The following is a 16,223-nucleotide window of genomic DNA, read 5'->3' as shown; positions in this document are numbered from 1 at the left end:
GGCGCCGGAAAGGTGGCAGGGCGTGCTTTGGACTCCTGCCCGTTTTCTGCCGCTGCCATGAATCCCTTTTTTCTGCGCGTTCTGCTCGCCGCCGATTCCCTCGAACAAGCCGCTGCCCTTGAGCACCACCTGCACGACGCCGGCCACGAAGTGGTGCGCGTCGAAGCCCGCGGCGACGCCGCCCTCAAGGCTGCCCGCCTCGTGCACCCCGACCTCATTGTACTCAGCGGCCCCCTGCAGGGCACCATGGACGGCGTGGCCCTGGCCGAAGCCCTCGAGCAGCAGGTGCTGGCCCCCACGCCCGTCCTCATGGTGCAGGACCCGGCCGACCTGCCGGGCCTGCTCGCGCTGCAGGCTCCGGCCTGGCCCCAGCACTCGGAAGCGTCGTCGCTGCCCCAGCCCGACCTGACGCCCGACCCCGCCGCCCTCGACGAAGCCGAGTAGCGGCTGCCCGTCTTCATCTGCACTCCATCTTTTCAGCCCCTGCGCCCCGGCCAGGGGCTTTTTGCTGGGCCGCCGCCGCCGGATAACGAAATTGTTGCCAGCTTTGCCCCGCCAAACGGCAGTTCACCTCCCCTGTCAACCCGGCCCCGGCCGGCCACCCCCATGTCCCAGCACAAGGAAGTCAAGCTCGTCACCACCCACCAGATGCTCGCCATGAAGCAGCGGGGGGAAAAAATCTCCATGCTCACGGCCTACGATTACTCGATGGCCCAAATCCTCGACGGCGCCGGCGTCGACGTCCTGCTCGTCGGCGACTCGGCTTCCAACGTGATGGCCGGCCACGAAACCACCCTGCCCATCACCCTCGACCAAATGATTTACCACGCCCAAAGCGTGGTGCGCGCTGTGAAGCGCGCCTTTGTGGTGGTGGATATGCCTTTTGGCTCCTACCAGGGTAATTCGTCGGAGGCCCTGCGCTCGGCCATCCGCATCATGAAAGAAAGCGGCGGCCACGGCGTGAAGCTGGAAGGCGGCGCCGAGGTGAAGGACAGCATCATTCGCATTCTCACGGCCGGCATTCCGGTGATGGGCCACCTTGGCCTCACGCCCCAGAGCATCTACAAATTCGGCACCTACACCGTGCGCGCCAAAGAAGAAGCCGAGGCCCAGAAGCTGCTCGAAGACGCCCGCCTGCTGCAGGAAATCGGCTGCTTCGGCCTGGTGCTGGAGAAAATCCCCGCCTCGCTGGCCAAACAGGTGGCCGAGGAGCTCACCATTCCCGTCATCGGCATCGGTGCCGGCCCCGACGTGGACGGGCAGGTGCTGGTGGTGCACGACATGCTGGGCCTCACCAAAGAGTTTAAGCCCCGTTTCCTGCGCCGCTATGCCGAGCTGCACGACGTGATGACCGAGGCGGTGCAGCACTACGTGGCCGACGTGAAAAGCCGCGAGTTTCCAAGCAAGGAAGAAGGGTACTAAAACGACTATTGTCTGTCATCCTGAACGCCGTGAAGGACCTTATCACGTTGCCCCGACCTATTCGGACGTGACAAGGTCCTTCACGGCCTTCAGACCAAGCGTGCCCCGCATGAAACCCGGGCGTACTCCCGCTGAGCTTCGTATCTTCGCCGCATAATTCAGCAAGAGCGGAGCGCCGGGCGAGTGTGGTCTGATGACGTGCGGAAGCCCCCGTGTGGGCCCCGGCCCGCTCCTGCGAAACCCAACCGCCCGCCCCCGCTTCCCGCCGCGTGAATCGTCCCAACCTCTGGTCCGAAGGCAGAGAAATTCTGTTCGAAGACAATCATCTTCTCGTCATCAATAAGCCCGCCGGCCTCCTCGTGCAGGGCGACGCCACCGGCGACGAGCCCCTCTCCAAAAAAGCCGCCGAATACCTGCGCTTCAAATACAAGAAGCCGGGCGAAGCCTTTGTGGGGGTGTGCCACCGCATCGACCGGCCCGTGTCGGGCATCGTCATCCTGGCCAAAACCAGCAAGGCTTTGAGCCGGCTGAACGAAATGTTTCGGGACGACAAAATCCATAAAACCTACTGGGCCCTCACCGGCAAGCCTCCGGTGCCCGAAAGCGGTACGCTCATTCACTGGCTGGTGAAAGACACCGTGCGCAACGTAACCAAGGCCTACCCCACGGCCCACGGCCAGGGCCTGCGCTCCGAGCTGAGCTATGAGTTGCTGGGCCCGGCCGGCAACCGCTTCCTGCTGCAGGTGAACCCGGTGACGGGCCGCCCCCACCAGATTCGGACCCAGCTGGCCACCGGCCTGGGCACGCCCATCGTGGGCGACGTGAAGTACGGCTTCATTGCCCCGCTGCCCGACGTGAGCATTGCCCTGCACGCCCGCCAGCTGCAATTGCAGCATCCGGTCACGAAAGAGGCGATGACGCTGATTGCCCCCCTGCCCGATGCCCCGCACTGGGACGCTGCCCGGGAGTACTATAAGTAACCCGCGCACGGAGCCGTTCGCGCTACGTGCAAGATTTTGGCCTTCTGGCACCGAATCCTCCCCTGCCCTGGCGGTGGCCGTAATTTTGCGTCACCTCCACTGAACCTAAGCGCGGGTATTTTGCTTGTGCGTGCAGTTCAGCTTTAGAACACCTTATGGCTATCCTCATTTTCTTCGTTGCCCACTACTATTTATCGCTGTTCACGCAGACGTTTTACCTGCACCGCTACGCGGCGCACAAGATGTTTACGATGAACAAGTTTTGGGAGAAGTTCTTCTTTGCCTTCACCTACCTCTGCCAAGGCAGCAGCTTCCTCTCGCCGCGGGCGTATGCGCTGCTGCACCGCATGCACCACGCCTACTCCGACACCGAGCTGGACCCGCACTCGCCCCACTTCTCGAACAACGCGTTCGACATGATGTGGAAGACCAAGGTGATTTACAACGACGTGGTGAACAACAACCACGAAGGTGCCAAACGCTTCGAGGGCGACATTCCGGAATGGAACTGGCTCGACAAATTCGGCGGCACCGTGTACTCGCGGGTGGGCTGGGGCACGGCCTACGTGCTGTTCTACATCAATTTCGCCACGGCGTGGTGGCAGTACCTGCTGCTGCCCATTCACTTCCTGATGGGTCCTATCCACGGCGCCATTGTGAACTGGGGCGGCCACAAATACGGCTACCAGAACTTCGACAACAACGACAAGTCGATGAACACCCTGGCGCTGGACTTTCTGGCTTTCGGCGAGCTGTTCCAGAACAACCACCACAAGTTGCCCATGCGCGTCAACTTCGGCGTGAAGTGGTGGGAGTTCGACCCCACCTACGTGGCCATCTGGGGCCTGAATAAAGTGGGCATCATCAAGGTGAAGCGCAAAAACATGAACCTGAACACCATGTCGAAGCTGGCCAAGCCCAAGCGCGAAGCCATGGCGGCGTAGATTCAACAAGAGTAACGAAAGAAGCTCTGGTCTTACCGCCAGGGCTTTTTTCGTTACTCTGCTAGCTAATCCGCTGACCAAGCGTTACCTTTGCACTCCCAATTTCGGGAAATCTTCATCAGACGCACGAGCTGCGTCGCACAACCCCACCGGTTTATGGCAGTTAAAATCCGCCTCGCCCGCCGTGGCCGCAAAAAGGCCGCGACTTACGACATCGTAGTAGCTGACAGCCGCTCGCCCCGCGACGGCCGTTTCATCGAGAAACTCGGCACCTACAACCCCAACACCAACCCCGCCACCATCAACTACGACGCCGACCGCGCGTTCTACTGGATGATGACCGGTGCTCAGCCCACCGACACCGTTCGGGCCATGCTCAGCTACCGCGGCGTGCTCTACCGTCGTCACCTGCAGCTGGGTGTCGACAAAGGCGCCATCACCCAAGAGGTGGCCGACCAGCGTTTCGACGCCTGGAAGTCGGAGAAAGACGCCAAAATCGAAGGCAAGCGCACTGGCCTGGTGGATGCGAAGGAAGAAGCCCGCAAAGCTGCTTTCGCCGCCGAAACCAAGGTGAAAGAGGCTCGCGCCGAAGCGCTGCGTCAGAAGCAGGCTGCCTTGCTGGCTGCTAACGCCCCCGCTCCGGCTGCCGAAGAAGCCACCGAGGCTCCGGCCGAAGAGGCTGCTGCCGAAGCTGCCGAGTAGTTTTTAGGCAACTGAAAACCGTAAGAGTTTGGGAGTTGTGAGCCGGACCGGCTGGCAACCCCCAAACTCTTTTTCGTTTCCCCTCTCCCACTCGCCATGACCCTCGACGAAACCTATCAGCTCGGCTACATCCTCAAAACCCACGGCCTGCGCGGCCACGTGGCCGCCCACTTCGACGTGGACGACGTGGAAGAATACCTGAAGCTCAAAAAAGTGTACCTGGCCCTGCCCGCTGCCCCCACCAAACTGGTGGAGCACAAGGTGGAAAAGGTGCAGTCCCAATCCGGCAACCGCGTGCTGCTCAAGCTGCGTGGCATCGACCGCATTGAGGAGGCCGAGCCCCTGCGCGGCTCGCAGCTTTACCTGCCCCTGGCCGAGTTGCCGGAACTGGAAGACGACCAGTTCTACTTCCACGACGTCATCGGCTTCACCGTGGTAGACGAGAACTTAGGTGAACTGGGCACGGTGGAGAACTTCTACGAACTGCCACAACAGGACATGCTAGCCATGCGCTACCAGGGCCAGGAAGTGCTGATTCCGGTGGTGGATGAGTTGGTGAGCCACGCCGACCACGAGAAAAAGCAAGTCCACGTGAACCTGCCCGAAGGCTTGCTCGACGTGTACCTCAAGCCGTCTTCGCGCGACAAAGACGAGCCCGACGAATTCGACGAAGCATAACGTAGCCTAGACTCTGCGAGTCCGCGCCCACTAGAACGTTCGTCCAAACGCGGACTCGCAGAGTCCACGCTACTCCCTGATATATGCGCATCGACATCCTCACCTGCCTGCCGGAACTCCTGGTCAGCCCCTTCGCTCATTCCATCGTGAAGCGAGCAAAGGACAAAGGCCTCGTGGAAATCCACCTGCACCAGTTGCGCGACAAGGCCATCAACAAGCACGGCCAGATTGACGACGCCGTGTTTGGCGGCGGCGCGGGCATGGTGCTGCGCGTGGAGCCCATTGCCGCCTGGATAGACGAGCTGCAGGCCCAACGGCCCTACGACGCCATCATCTACCTCACGCCCGACGGCGAGACGCTGCGCCAGCCGCTGGCCAACCGCCTGTCGCTGCTGCAGAACGTCATCATGCTCTGTGGCCACTACAAGGGCATTGACGAGCGCATCCGCCAGACCTACATCACCCACGAAATAAGCGTGGGCGACTACGTGCTCAGCGGCGGCGAGCTTGGCGCGGCCATCTTGGTCGATGCCGTGGTGCGGCTGCTGCCCGGCGTGCTCGGCAACGAGGAGTCGGCCTTGTCCGATTCGTTCCAGGATGATTTGCTGGCGCCGCCGGTGTACACCCGGCCGGCCGAGTGGCGCGGCCAGGTGGTGCCGGAAATCCTGTTATCGGGCAATACGCCCAAAATTGAGGAGTGGCGGCACGAGCAGGCACTGGCCCGCACCCAGCAGCGGCGGCCCGATTTATTGGGCTAAAACCAGATTCAGACGCTTCGTCTCCTGAATCAACAGCAAATCAGTGAACAAGCTAACGCATGTTCTACAAATGACTTGCTATCCTCAGCGGAAAGCCCTATCTTTGCGCTCCGTTTCGATAAAATACTAATTCCCGACGGCGGCGCCGTCTTTCGCAATTTCTCAGCCATGAGCGTACTACTTGACTTTATCCAGGCCGAATCGCAAGAGCGCCGCGCCAGCTTTCCGGACTTCGCCGCCGGCGACACCGTGAACGTGCACGTAAAAATCCGCGAGGGCAACAAGGAGCGCATCCAGCAGTTCCAGGGCGTGGTGCTGCAGCGCCGCAACCCCAGCTCGAACGGCGAAACCTTCACCGTGCGCAAGATTTCGAACCAAATCGGCACCGAGCGTATCTTCCCCCTCCTGTCGCCCAACATCGAGAAAATCGAAGTAGTGCGTCGCGGTAAAGTGCGTCGCGCCCGTCTGTTCTACCTGCGCGGCCTCTCGGGCAAGCAAGCTCGTATCAAAGAGCGTCGCTTGAACGTGGCCAGCAAGGCTACCGCCTAAGCAAAGCCGCAGCTTTTCAGCTGCCTGTAATAAAAAAGCCGGCCCCACGCGTGGGGCCGGCTTTTTTAAGTTCTGGGTAGTCGCACTTGCGATAGCCAGAGCATTTCCTTAGCTATGCGAGGAGAAATCCTGCGGCAGGTTGCCGTCGACCTCCACCGTGCCGCCTTGCAGCTGCTGGGCCACGCCGCTGAGGACTTCGCCCAGCTTGGTGATGCGCGTGGCGGTGTTCACGTTTTCGGCAAAATTGGCGGCTTGGGTGGTTTCGGTGCCCAGGCGAGCCAGCAGTGGGGCAATGACGTTCACGTCGAGCGTGCCGCTGCCAAAGTGCGCTTTCAAAGCCTGCAGGTCGACCACTAGCTGGTGCAGGGCGGGGTTGTTGGCGTCCTTCAGGTCCTCAATCCAGCGTTGCAGTTGGTTGTCGAGGCCGGCGCGCTCGGCGGTGGAAGCAAGGTCGCCGGTGAGGAGGTGAATGGCGCTGTCGAGGTGCACTTGGTGCTGCGAATCTTTCTTTTCCATGGGTGGGGTGTAATGTATCAGTAAGCAAATGCGGCCCGGAGCGGGCCGCCTTCCTTGCCAACGTTGCAAAGCCCCGCGGGGTTGGCCGCACACCGAAAACAAAAAAGCCCCGCCAGCGCTGGCGGGGCTTTTACTAAGCCGTTGGTTTTGGCCAACTATTCAATCTTGTTCATGCGGTCCTTCACGGCTTCGAGGGCCACGCGCATGCTCACAATGTCGCCACGGGCCGCTTCCTGCTCTTTCAGGTTGAGGTCGATGAGGTTGTTGAACTGCTGGAGTTCGGCGGCGTTGGCGGCCAGCATCTGCTGGATTTCAATCTTGCGGGCCTTGTTCTTCTCGATGTCCTTCTTGATGGTGTTGGCCTTTTCAATCACGGCCATGTGGTTGTTCTGCGAGGCCACCAGGGCGCGCTCGGCTTCGGCAATCTGCGACACCAAGTCTTCGCGGTACATCATGCGGGCGAAGTCTTTCAGGTACTTCTCGGCCGACTTCCATTGCACGGGGGTTTTGTCTTTTGCCAAGTAGGCGTTGCCCAGGTCGATGCTCCACCACACGGTGGTGCCGGTGGGTGTAGCGTCCACCTTGGAAATCACGCGAATGGGCGTGGGTGCAATTTCTTCGATGATGACGCCGTCCATGGTCACAACGCCTTTGTTGTTCTTCACCTTGCTGCCAAACTTGTCGTTCAGCTGCTTCAGCCAGGCGGCTTCCACGCGCTTGTTATCGAGCTGCACGCTCACGCGCTGGCCGGTGCGCGGAACGTTGCCAATGGACATATCGGCTTCATCCACAGGGGATTTCTGAGCATAGCCACCCAGCGTTGCCAAGCATACAACAAGTAGGATTAGTAGGCTTCGTTTCATGGTAACAATAAACTTAATGAGAACTAAAAAAGAGGTCGAAGGAAAAGCTGGTGTCCCCGGTATCGTTTTCCGGCTTTTCAAATTTAAGTCCTTTCTTTCATGCAAATTCTCTTCGCAAGAATTTTTTTAGGAATAATGCAGTTTTTATTATTTTTGTTCAATTCATAATGTTTTAAGTCTACTAAATTAGGATAGACTGATTTTGTGAATGCCGGCCTCGGATACCGGAACATAACAAACGCCGCCGTGCGCGGGTTGTAAGCCCCTATGCAAGTCACCGTTTGCCGCACCGAGCATTTTAATGCCGCGCATCGCCTGTACAATCCCGCCTGGAGCGACGACCACAACCAACGGGTTTTCGGCAAGTGCAACAACCCTAACTATCACGGACACAATTACAACCTGACCGTGCGCCTGACGGGTGCCATCGACCACGAAACGGGCTATGTGTATGACCTGAAGCGGCTGAGCGACCTCATCAAGCACGAGGTGCTGGACCGCTACGACCACCGCAACCTCAACCTGGACACGGAAGAATTCCGCACCCTCAACCCCACGGCCGAAAACATTGCCGTCGTTATTTGGCAGCGCCTGCGTCCGCACCTGGATGCTGGCCTGTCTTTGTCGGTCACGCTCTACGAGACGGACCGTAACTTTGTAGAATACCATGGATAACCCTTCCGGGCCGGCCCCGGCAACCGATTCGCACCTGCCTATGGGCCTGCGCACTCCGCTCCGCGACGACGCCTTCGCGCGCAGCGACGAAGAGAAAATTACGGCCATCAGCGGCCACTTTGAAGCCATTATGCGCGAGCTGGGCCTCGACCTGACCGACGACAGCTTGGCCGGCACCCCGCGCCGCGTGGCCAAGATGTTTGTGAAGGAGTGGTTCAAGGGCCTCGACCCGGCGAACCGGCCGGAAGTGCGCATGTTCGAGAACCGCTACGACTACCACCAGCTGCTGGTGGAGCGCGACATCACGCTGTTTTCGTGCTGTGAGCACCACTTCGTGCCCATCATCGGCAAGGCCCACGTGGCCTACCTGCCCGGCCAGCACGTGGTGGGCCTGAGCAAGCTCAACCGCGTGGTGCAGTACTACGCGCGCCGCCCGCAGGTACAGGAGCGCCTCACCCGCCAGATTTCGGAGGAGCTCAAGCAAAGCCTGGGCACCGACGACGTGGCCGTGCTCATCGAAGCCGACCACCTCTGCGTGATGAGCCGCGGCGTGAACGACACCAGCAGCTCGACGCTGACCAGCGAATACAGCGGCCAGTTTGCGACCGACGAAGCGCTGCGGCGGGAGTTTCTGCGGCAAATCGGGAAATAAGCCGGGCCGGCCTCATAGCTGGTTGCCAACCCGCTGACGCGGCGGCACGCAGCGGTGGGAAATGGCGGTTTACTTTTGTTGGAAATGACCACTATGACCGAAACTTCTCCGCGCAAAGTTCTCATCACCGGCGGCACCGGCCTCATTGGCACGCGCCTGGCTGAACTGCTGATTGACAGCGGCTACGAGGTGGCCCTGCTGAGCCGCGAGCCCGCCAAGAGCAGCCATTACCGCAGCTTTCGCTGGGACCCGCGGGCGGGCACCATTGATGATGCGGCCGTGCTCTACGCCGATTACATTGTGAACCTGGCCGGGGCCAGCGTGAGCGACGGCAAGTGGACCGACGAGCGCAAGCGCGACATCATGAGCAGCCGGCTGGGCGGGCTGGCGCTGCTGCACCGCGAGCTGGCCAACCCGCGCCACCACGTGCAGGCGTTCATTTCCGCCTCGGCCATTGGGGTGTATGGCGACACGGGCGACCAACTCCTCACCGAGGAAACGCCACCCGGCCTGCCCACGCACGATTTCCTGGCCGACGTGGCCCACCAGTGGGAGCTGGCGGCCGCGCCCATCGCGCAGCTGGGCATTCGCACGGTGGTGCCGCGCATTGGCATTGTGCTGAGCACGGAAGGTGGGGCCCTGCCCCAGATTGCCCGGCCCGTGAAACTGGGCGCCGGGGCGGCGCTGGGCAGCGGCAAGCAATACATGTCCTGGATTCACTTGGACGATATCTGCCGCCTGTTCATCGCCATGCTGGAAGATTCTTCCTGGCAGGGCACATACAATGCGGTGGCGCCAAACCCGGTCACCAATCAGGAGTTTACCAAGGAACTGGCCGAGGTGCTGCACCGGCCTTTGATTTTGCCCAAGGTGCCGGCCTTCGGGCTGAAGCTGGCCATGGGCGAGATGAGCGACATCGTGCTGGCCTCGCAGCGGGTGAGCGCGGCCAAAGTACTGGCGCAGGGCTTCCGGTTCGAGTATCCGGAGCTGCGCGGGGCACTGGAGGCGCTGTATGGGGGGGAGTAAACGCCTTTCGTAAAACAGCGAACGGTTCCGGCGATTCATTCAACGCTTCCGCAAGTCATTCAACGCATCCGGAACCGCGTCCAACGCTTCCGGAAATGCTGCCAACGGCTCCGCAAGTCATTCAACGGCTCTGGAATGCCTTCCAACGCATCCGCAAGCCAGTCAACGGGGTCGGAAAGGCGTCCAACGCTTCCGGAGACGGTTCCGATGGCTCGGCAAGTCATTCAATGGCCCTGAACACGCATCCGATGGCCCTGCAATCCAGACCAACGCCCAGCTCAGCGAGCCGGCCAAGGAGTTGGACCGCATGACCGTGCGGACGGTGTATGCGGCCATTGAAGCGTTGAGTAGCTGAGGAGGCTTGGGAATCGGTGCGTAGTTTCGCTTATGCGCGTCGCCCTACTACTTGCCCTTTTCCTATTTAAAGCAGCTTGCTCGTGCGCTCAATCGATGCAAACACGCTCACTAACCGAACTTATCAATACCCAAGACCCGGGCTGGCCGTTGGTGCAGGGCTGGATTGCAGCCGCGAATAACAAGGTGCAGGTACTGCCCAAGACTGCGGCCCGCGCCGACAGCGCCCTATTAGCAGCACAGATAACGACCCGTTCGCCAATGGGCGCAGTGGTTTATGGAACGGGTGGCATCCTCGTAGACAATGGCTGGCTCCGCATCCTAGGTTCTGGTTCACCGGGCCTCAACCGTGACTTGATGGGTTGGAACAAAGGCAAGCAGCAAGGACTTCTGCTGATTGCCGATGATGCGTTGGGAGGTTTTTTCGCGCTCAACGGCGGCGCTTTTGGTCAGGCGACGCTTGGCAAAATTTATTACCTCTCGCCTGACAACCTGGAATGGGAACCACTGAACAGAGGGTACTCCGATTTTCTGGTTTTCTGCTTCTCCGGCGATTTGGAAAAGTTTTATGACGGCATGCGCTGGAAGGGCTGGCAAACAGAAATTGCGCAGCTGAACGGCAACCAAGGCATCAGTTGCATCCCGTTTCTATTCACCAAAGAGGGCAAGGACGTAAACAAAGTAAGCCGCAAAGCTGTGCCCATTACAGAACTGTGGGGCTTGCACAATGACTTCCGGCAGCAACTCGGGATTCGTTAGCGCCGGATGCTGTCGGAGGTAGTTCAGCAAGCTTTTAGAGGGCTCCGTAAGCGACTTAGTTAGCCAACAGCTAAGCAGAAAGTATTTACCGAAATGACCTTTACGGATAACCTATGGCAGCTTCATCAGAAGAAACGGCGGCGCGGGCCTTCTTAGACGATGAGCAGGTTGTTCTCACTCGGGGTAACCAGGAGGTTGTCCGAATACCCGTTCAGGCCATAAAGCTTATTGGCGAATATACAAATGCGAACGGACCAATTGCTGACGACTGGTTCATTGTCTTTATGACCGCGGCAAAAGAATGGAAGCAAATCTCCCATTACACGCCCGGTATGCTGGAGATGCTACAGGAACTGAGCCTCTATCTGAAAAGTCCGCTAATTGGGTCGTTGGCTTACTCAACTAGCTGGAAGACGAACATCATCTGGCCCCCAACGGTGGCCGAACAAGAAATGTGGGATGTCATCTCAGATGAGCCCGCTACTTTATTCGGCAAACTCAAAAGAGCCTTGGGCTTTGCAGACCAGCAACTAGTGCTAACAGCAGCGGCCGCGTCTGTTTTTGTCTAACGCCGCAAACTGTCCGGCACGCCGCCGCCGTTATTCATCTGCTCCAGCAGGTTGTCGGCGGCGATGGTATCGACGGCCACGGCGCGGCGGCGCGGCTCCGATTCGGACACGCAGGTGTACTTCTTGTTGATTTTGATGGTGGGCTTGGGGAAATGGCCGGGCGTGTAGCCTAGCTCTTTGTCCTTGTACACCTTCTCCATGAACTTACCGAAGATGGGCAGGGCCGTGCGGCCGCCCTCGCCCTGCTGCGAGCCCACGAAGTGGATGCTGCGGTCTTCGCCGCCCACCCACACGCCGGTCATCAGGTCCTTGGTCATGCCCATGTACCAGCCGTCGGAGTAGTTGCTGGTGGTACCGGTTTTGCCGCCAATCTGGTTGTCGTTGTGCCAGAGGTCGTAGTCCCAGAGGGCTTGGGAGGTGCCGCCCGGCTCTTCCATGCCGCCGCGCAGCATGTAGGTCATCAGCCAGGCGGTTTCGGCCGGGATGGCGCGCTTTTGCACCGGGTCGAACTGCTGAATGACGTTGCCGTTGCGGTCTTCGATGCGCGTGACAAGACGCGGCTCAGAACGGAAGCCGTTGTTGAGGAAGGTGCTGTAGGCGTCCACCATTTCGTACACGCTCACGTCGCCGGCCGAGCCCAGGCCGATGCTGGGCACCGGCAGCAGCGGCGAGGTGATGCCGACTTTGTGCGCGTATTTGGCCACGTTTTCCCAGCCCACTTTCTCGGTCAGCTGCGCCGTCACCGAGTTCACGGAGCGGGCCATGGCGTGGCGCAGCGTCATGTTGATGCCGGTGTATTCGCGGGTCACGTTGTCGGGCTGCCACTCCATGGGCTGGCCGTTTTCGACGTACTTGATGGTGACGCGCTGGTCGCGAATGCGGTCGCAGGGCGAGTAGCCGTTGTCGAGGGCCGTGAGGTAGACGAAGGGCTTGAACGTGGAGCCGGCCTGGCGCTTGCCCTGCTTCACGTGGTCGTACTGGAAAAAGCGGAAATCCAACCCGCCCACCCAGGCCTTAATCTGGCCGGTAAAGGGGTCCATGCACATCATGCCCGATTGCAGGAAGTGCTTGTAGTAGGCCAGCGAATCCAGCGGCGACATCACCAAGGTGGTGTCGTTGTCGTCGTGCTTCCAGGTGAAGACTTTCATGGGCCGCTTGGCGTTCAGGGCCGAATCCAGCCGCTCGGGCTGGTTCTTGTAGCGTGCGGCGAGGCTCTTGTAGCTCTCGGTGCGCTTCATCTGGGTGAGGATGAAATCGGGGATTTCGTTGCCCTTCTCGTCCACCCAGGGATTGGTGCCGCGGTTGCGCCAGAAATTGTCGAACTGCCGCTGCAGGGCCTTCATGCGCTCGTGCAGGGCTTCTTCGGCGTGAGCCTGCATGCGCGAGTCGATGGTGAGGTAGATTTTCATCCCGTCGCGGTACATATCGTGGCCGGTGCTGTCGCACCAGGCGTCCACAAACTGGCTGATGGCGCTGCGGAAGTAGGTATCGGGCCCGTCGATGTGGGGCTCGACGTGGTAGTTGAGCACGATGGGCGTGGCCTTGAGGCGGTCGATTTCGGCCTTGGGCAGCACGCCGGCCTGGCCCATGCGGTCGAGCACCACGTTGCGGCGGCGCAAGGCAGCGGCGGGGTGAAACTTCGGGTTGTAGGCCGTGGGGTTGTTGAGCACGCCCACCAGCATGGCCGCTTCCTCGGGCTTGAGGCTGTCGGGCGAGGTGTGGAAAAAGGTTTTGGCCGCCACCTTGATGCCGAAGGCGCTGGAGCCGTACTCCACGGTGTTGAGGTACATCCGCAGAATCTCCTCCTTGGTGTAGCGCTGCTCAAGGTCCACGGCCGTGAGCCATTCTTTGGTTTTGGCCACGATGGTGCTCACCACCGGAATGTAGCCCAGGGCGCCGCGGCTCTGCTGGCGGCGGATTTTGTAGAGGTTTTTGGCGAGCTGCTGGGTGATGGTGGAGCCGCCGCGCTTCTCGCCGCGCAACGACGAAAACGCCCCGCCCACCACGGCCTGCAGGTCAATGCCCGAATGCTCGTAGAAGCGCACGTCTTCGGTGGCAATAAGGGCCTTGATGAGCACCGGCGAAATCTCGCGCAGGCGCACCGGCGAGCGGTTTTCGCGGAAATACTTGCCAATCAAGACCCCATCGGAAGTGTACAGCTCGGACGCCTGCTCCACTTTGGGGTTCTCCAAATCGGACAGGCTGGGCGACTTGCCGAAGAGGAACATGAAATTGGTGCTCACCAGAAACGGGTACACCAAAAACAGAATGACCAGCAAGCCGAACCCCACCCAGGCCCAGCTGGCCAGCCGCACGGGCCAGCGGGTGCGACGCGGCGCTTTCGGTTTCGGGCCCGATGAAAGGGAGGAGCTTGTCGGTTGGGAATCGGCCATGCGAGGCAACAAGGGGAATGCGAAGCCATAGCTCCGCCGCGAAGAACGACAAATATACCAGTCCAGCCGCCCAAACGGCAGAAACCGCCGCGCCAACTCTGGCAAAACCTCCGGCTTTTGCCAGAGTTGGCGCGGCGGCATGGCGCGACCTACTACTGGTGCTTTAACCCAACCGCAACAGCTTCAATCCGCAGAAAAAGAAACAGGTACGACTTATATTGCCGTGCGTGCCGGTTACTTCCCGGCCGCGTCTGCCCGTATGCGCCGCCTTGCCTGTGTGTTGCTGTTGCTGCTGGCCGGGACTGGCCACGCGCCCGCCCAAATCCTGCAGCCGGGCTTCGACAAGGCCGAATACCTGGAGCTATTGCGCCTGCACGCCCGCATGGGGGGCACCGATTCGATGCTCTGGGCCGGCATTCCGGCGCCGCGGGCGTTTCGGCTTACCTACCGCTCGGCGGTGGTGGGCCTCGACAACCGCTGGGACCTGTGGACGAAGGCGGGCAGCCGGCCGCAGGCCGTCATCAGCATTCGGGCACCACGCTGGCGCAGGTGAGCTGGCAGCAGAATTTCTACGCCGCCATGCTGCCGGCCGCGTGCGAGTTGCAGCTGTCGGCCACGCGCAAGTTTGTGTACCGGCTGGCCAGCAACCCGCAGGCGGCGGTGCACGCGGGCTGGCTGCTGGGGCTGGCGTTTCAGGCCGAGGGCATCGTGCACAAAATGGATTCCTGCTACCGCGCCGGCACCCGCGACTTCATTGTGATGGGCCACAGCCAGGGCGGCGCCATTGCGTTTTTGCTCACCTCGCACCTGCGCAGCCTGCAGGCCCAGGGCCTGCTCCCGGCCGACCTGCGCCTGAAAACCTACTGCAGCGCCGGCCCCAAGCCCGGCAACCTCTACTACGCCTACGACTACGAGCGCGCCACCGCCGGCGGCTGGGCCGTGAACGTGGTGAACCCCGCCGACTGGGTGCCCGAAATGCCGCTCTCGGTGCAAACGCCCAACGACTTCAGCCCCGTGAACCCCTTTGTGGGCGTCAACGCCATGATTAAGAAGCAGCCTTTCCCCAAAAACCTGGCGGCCCGGCACCTCTACGGGCAGTTGGCCCGGCCCTCGCTGCGGGCCCAGCGCCGCTATCAGCGGTACCTGGGCGGCTACCTGGCCAAGGCCGTGGGCAAAAACGTGCCCGGCTATCAGGCGCCGGCCTTTTACCCCAGCAGCGACTACGTGCGCGTGGGCAACACCGTGGTGCTGCCCGCCGATTCAGCCTACTACGCCCAATACCCCGATGACCCGGCTAAGTTATTTCAGCACCACTTGTTTCAGCCGTACTACTACCTCGCGCAGCGGCTGCCTTAGTCGTTAGCGGCGCTGCCGGGCGGCCAACACCGCCTGATGATGCACGTTGCGGCGCGCCCGCGCCCGGTTGCGCTGCCAGCGCCAGCCCAGCTCGGCCAAGGCCGCGAGAATGATGCCCAGGCCCAAGAAATAGCTCCCGTGCAGCATCCGGACCTGCCCACGCGTGGGCGCCTCCAGCTCCTGAAACAGCAGCAGGCCCCACAGCTCATCGAGCAGTGTGAGCGTCCAGACCACCGCCGCAAACACGCGTCCCACCCGGCCCAGCGCCAGCTGCCAGTGCAGCAGGTAGAGCACCACCCCGGGCAGTGCCGAGAGCAGCACCAGCGGCTCTTCCTGCACCAGCGGCAGCCCCAAAAACACGATGCTGAGCGTTTCCTTCAATACCTGCGCGGCGGCCAGGCCGCGGCCCAGCTTCGACAGTTTGGGGGAAACGGGCAGCGGGTGCAGGTGCGACGACGTGGGCATAGCGCGGCTGAAACGGAGGCGAATGAGCCGCCAATATAGGCAGCCGCCGCTAGTAGCGCCGCGCCATGATGCGGCTGGCCTGGCAGCGCCAGGTCAGTATCACAATCAGCAGGCCCTTTACCGAATCGAGCAGCAGGTTATCGGGCTTGCCGAAGGCGTAGTAGATGCCCACGCCAATGCCAATCCACCAGAAACCCAGCAGGTAGCACCACGTGGCAAACCCCGGCCGGCGCTGCTGCACCTGAAAAAACGCCACCAGCGTAACCAGCGACACGAAGCCCAGCAGCCAGCCCAGGATATAGGTGAGAAAAGTGGTTTCAGGGCCGTATTTCACGCCAAACTGCGCGAGGGTGAACCCCGGCGCGAAGAAGGCACCGCCCGTGAGCGCCACCTCCAGCAGCAGGGCAATGAAAAGCACAACCAAAAGCAGCGTACGGGCCATGGAGCAAAGGCAAGCGTGAAGCCGTCACGGGCCTTTCTCAGACTTGGAAAGCCCAACGGGCCGCCAAGCTAACCAAATAACTTGGATAAATTACTATTCAGGTTTTTACTGAAGCAGGCC

20 protein-coding genes are annotated in these 16,223 nt (G+C 60.9%); 15 read left to right on the top strand and 5 right to left on the bottom strand.

The window, feature by feature from the left end:
* Positions 1-57 precede the first annotated feature (57 nt).
* The 8 genes from MUN81_RS06475 (at position 58) to rplS (ending at position 6,033) form a co-directional block, all read left to right on the top strand.
* Positions 58-444 carry a hypothetical protein gene (locus MUN81_RS06475; protein WP_245116081.1) on the top strand — a complete coding sequence of 129 codons (387 nt, stop codon included), beginning with the start codon at positions 58-60 and terminating at the stop codon, positions 442-444.
* A 162-nt stretch (positions 445-606) separates the two neighbouring features.
* The gene (gene panB, locus MUN81_RS06470; protein WP_245116079.1) at positions 607-1,422 is read left to right on the top strand and encodes a 3-methyl-2-oxobutanoate hydroxymethyltransferase; all 816 of its coding nucleotides are present in this window, start codon (positions 607-609) and stop codon (positions 1,420-1,422) included.
* 269 nt (positions 1,423-1,691) lie between these two features.
* Entirely contained in the window at positions 1,692-2,402 is a 711-nt protein-coding gene (locus MUN81_RS06465) for an RluA family pseudouridine synthase (RefSeq protein ID WP_245116077.1), read from the top strand.
* A 155-nt stretch (positions 2,403-2,557) separates the two neighbouring features.
* Positions 2,558-3,346 carry an acyl-CoA desaturase gene (locus MUN81_RS06460; protein WP_245116075.1) on the top strand — a complete coding sequence of 263 codons (789 nt, stop codon included), beginning with the start codon at positions 2,558-2,560 and terminating at the stop codon, positions 3,344-3,346.
* A 156-nt stretch (positions 3,347-3,502) separates the two neighbouring features.
* Positions 3,503-4,048, top strand: coding sequence for a 30S ribosomal protein S16 (locus tag MUN81_RS06455; RefSeq protein WP_245116073.1), 546 nt, complete (start codon positions 3,503-3,505; stop codon positions 4,046-4,048).
* Positions 4,049-4,144: 96 nt separating this feature from the next.
* Complete coding sequence (gene rimM / locus MUN81_RS06450; RefSeq protein ID WP_245116071.1) at positions 4,145-4,726, top strand: ribosome maturation factor RimM; 582 nt, start codon at positions 4,145-4,147, stop codon at positions 4,724-4,726.
* An 83-nt stretch (positions 4,727-4,809) separates the two neighbouring features.
* Positions 4,810-5,484 carry a tRNA (guanosine(37)-N1)-methyltransferase TrmD gene (trmD, locus tag MUN81_RS06445; RefSeq protein ID WP_245116069.1) on the top strand — a complete coding sequence of 225 codons (675 nt, stop codon included), beginning with the start codon at positions 4,810-4,812 and terminating at the stop codon, positions 5,482-5,484.
* 168 nt (positions 5,485-5,652) lie between these two features.
* A complete protein-coding gene (rplS, locus tag MUN81_RS06440) occupies positions 5,653-6,033 on the top strand; it encodes a 50S ribosomal protein L19 (protein ID WP_190927796.1) in 381 nt (126 codons plus the stop codon).
* Positions 6,034-6,141: 108 nt separating this feature from the next.
* On the opposite strand, the gene MUN81_RS06435 is transcribed toward rplS, so the two are convergent.
* Both MUN81_RS06435 and MUN81_RS06430 read right to left on the bottom strand, forming a co-directional pair.
* The gene (locus MUN81_RS06435; RefSeq protein ID WP_245116067.1) at positions 6,142-6,549 is read right to left on the bottom strand and encodes a hypothetical protein; all 408 of its coding nucleotides are present in this window, start codon (positions 6,547-6,549) and stop codon (positions 6,142-6,144) included.
* A 155-nt stretch (positions 6,550-6,704) separates the two neighbouring features.
* Positions 6,705-7,340 (bottom strand): DNA repair ATPase, encoded by a 636-nt coding sequence (locus MUN81_RS06430; RefSeq protein WP_245116065.1) that lies wholly within the window; start codon positions 7,338-7,340, stop codon positions 6,705-6,707.
* Positions 7,341-7,679: 339 nt separating this feature from the next.
* Here MUN81_RS06430 and MUN81_RS06425 point away from each other — a divergent pair, with 339 nt between their 5' ends.
* From MUN81_RS06425 to MUN81_RS06405, 5 genes are all read left to right on the top strand, one after another.
* A complete protein-coding gene (locus MUN81_RS06425) occupies positions 7,680-8,087 on the top strand; it encodes a 6-carboxytetrahydropterin synthase (protein WP_245116063.1) in 408 nt (135 codons plus the stop codon).
* A complete protein-coding gene (gene folE, locus MUN81_RS06420; RefSeq protein WP_245116061.1) occupies positions 8,080-8,739 on the top strand; it encodes a GTP cyclohydrolase I FolE in 660 nt (219 codons plus the stop codon). The genes MUN81_RS06425 and folE overlap by 8 nt, the downstream gene beginning before the upstream one ends.
* A 93-nt stretch (positions 8,740-8,832) precedes the next feature.
* Complete coding sequence (locus tag MUN81_RS06415) at positions 8,833-9,765, top strand: TIGR01777 family oxidoreductase (RefSeq protein ID WP_245116059.1); 933 nt, start codon at positions 8,833-8,835, stop codon at positions 9,763-9,765.
* Positions 9,766-10,152: 387 nt separating this feature from the next.
* Positions 10,153-10,878: a DUF2625 domain-containing protein gene (locus MUN81_RS06410; protein WP_245116057.1), complete on the top strand. Its 726-nt coding sequence runs from the start codon at positions 10,153-10,155 to the stop codon at positions 10,876-10,878.
* Positions 10,879-10,991: 113 nt separating this feature from the next.
* Positions 10,992-11,447, top strand: coding sequence for a hypothetical protein (locus MUN81_RS06405; protein WP_245116055.1), 456 nt, complete (start codon positions 10,992-10,994; stop codon positions 11,445-11,447).
* Here MUN81_RS06405 and MUN81_RS06400 read toward each other — a convergent pair.
* Complete coding sequence (locus MUN81_RS06400; protein WP_245116053.1) at positions 11,444-13,840, bottom strand: transglycosylase domain-containing protein; 2,397 nt, start codon at positions 13,838-13,840, stop codon at positions 11,444-11,446. The genes MUN81_RS06405 and MUN81_RS06400 overlap by 4 nt on opposite strands.
* Positions 13,841-14,099: 259 nt before the next feature.
* Here MUN81_RS06400 and MUN81_RS06395 point away from each other — a divergent pair, with 259 nt between their 5' ends.
* Both MUN81_RS06395 and MUN81_RS06390 read left to right on the top strand, forming a co-directional pair.
* Positions 14,100-14,393 (top strand): hypothetical protein, encoded by a 294-nt coding sequence (locus MUN81_RS06395; protein ID WP_245116051.1) that lies wholly within the window; start codon positions 14,100-14,102, stop codon positions 14,391-14,393.
* On the top strand, positions 14,327-15,196 hold the full coding sequence (locus MUN81_RS06390) for a lipase family protein (RefSeq protein WP_245116049.1): 870 nt from the start codon (positions 14,327-14,329) through the stop codon (positions 15,194-15,196). The genes MUN81_RS06395 and MUN81_RS06390 overlap by 67 nt, the downstream gene beginning before the upstream one ends.
* Positions 15,197-15,199: 3 nt before the next feature.
* Here the strand turns inward: MUN81_RS06390 and MUN81_RS06385 are convergent, their stop codons facing one another.
* Positions 15,200-15,661, bottom strand: coding sequence for a hypothetical protein (locus MUN81_RS06385; protein WP_245116047.1), 462 nt, complete (start codon positions 15,659-15,661; stop codon positions 15,200-15,202).
* Positions 15,662-15,710: 49 nt separating this feature from the next.
* Entirely contained in the window at positions 15,711-16,103 is a 393-nt protein-coding gene (locus tag MUN81_RS06380) for a hypothetical protein (RefSeq protein WP_245116045.1), read from the bottom strand.
* Between the last annotated feature and the right edge of the window lie 120 nt (positions 16,104-16,223).

Origin of the sequence: Hymenobacter sp. 5317J-9, assembly GCF_022921075.1 — a bacterium.
Lineage (GTDB): Bacteria > Bacteroidota > Bacteroidia > Cytophagales > Hymenobacteraceae > Hymenobacter.
Note: the sequence above shows the minus strand (reverse complement) of the source record. Positions and strands in the feature narration are given on the sequence as shown.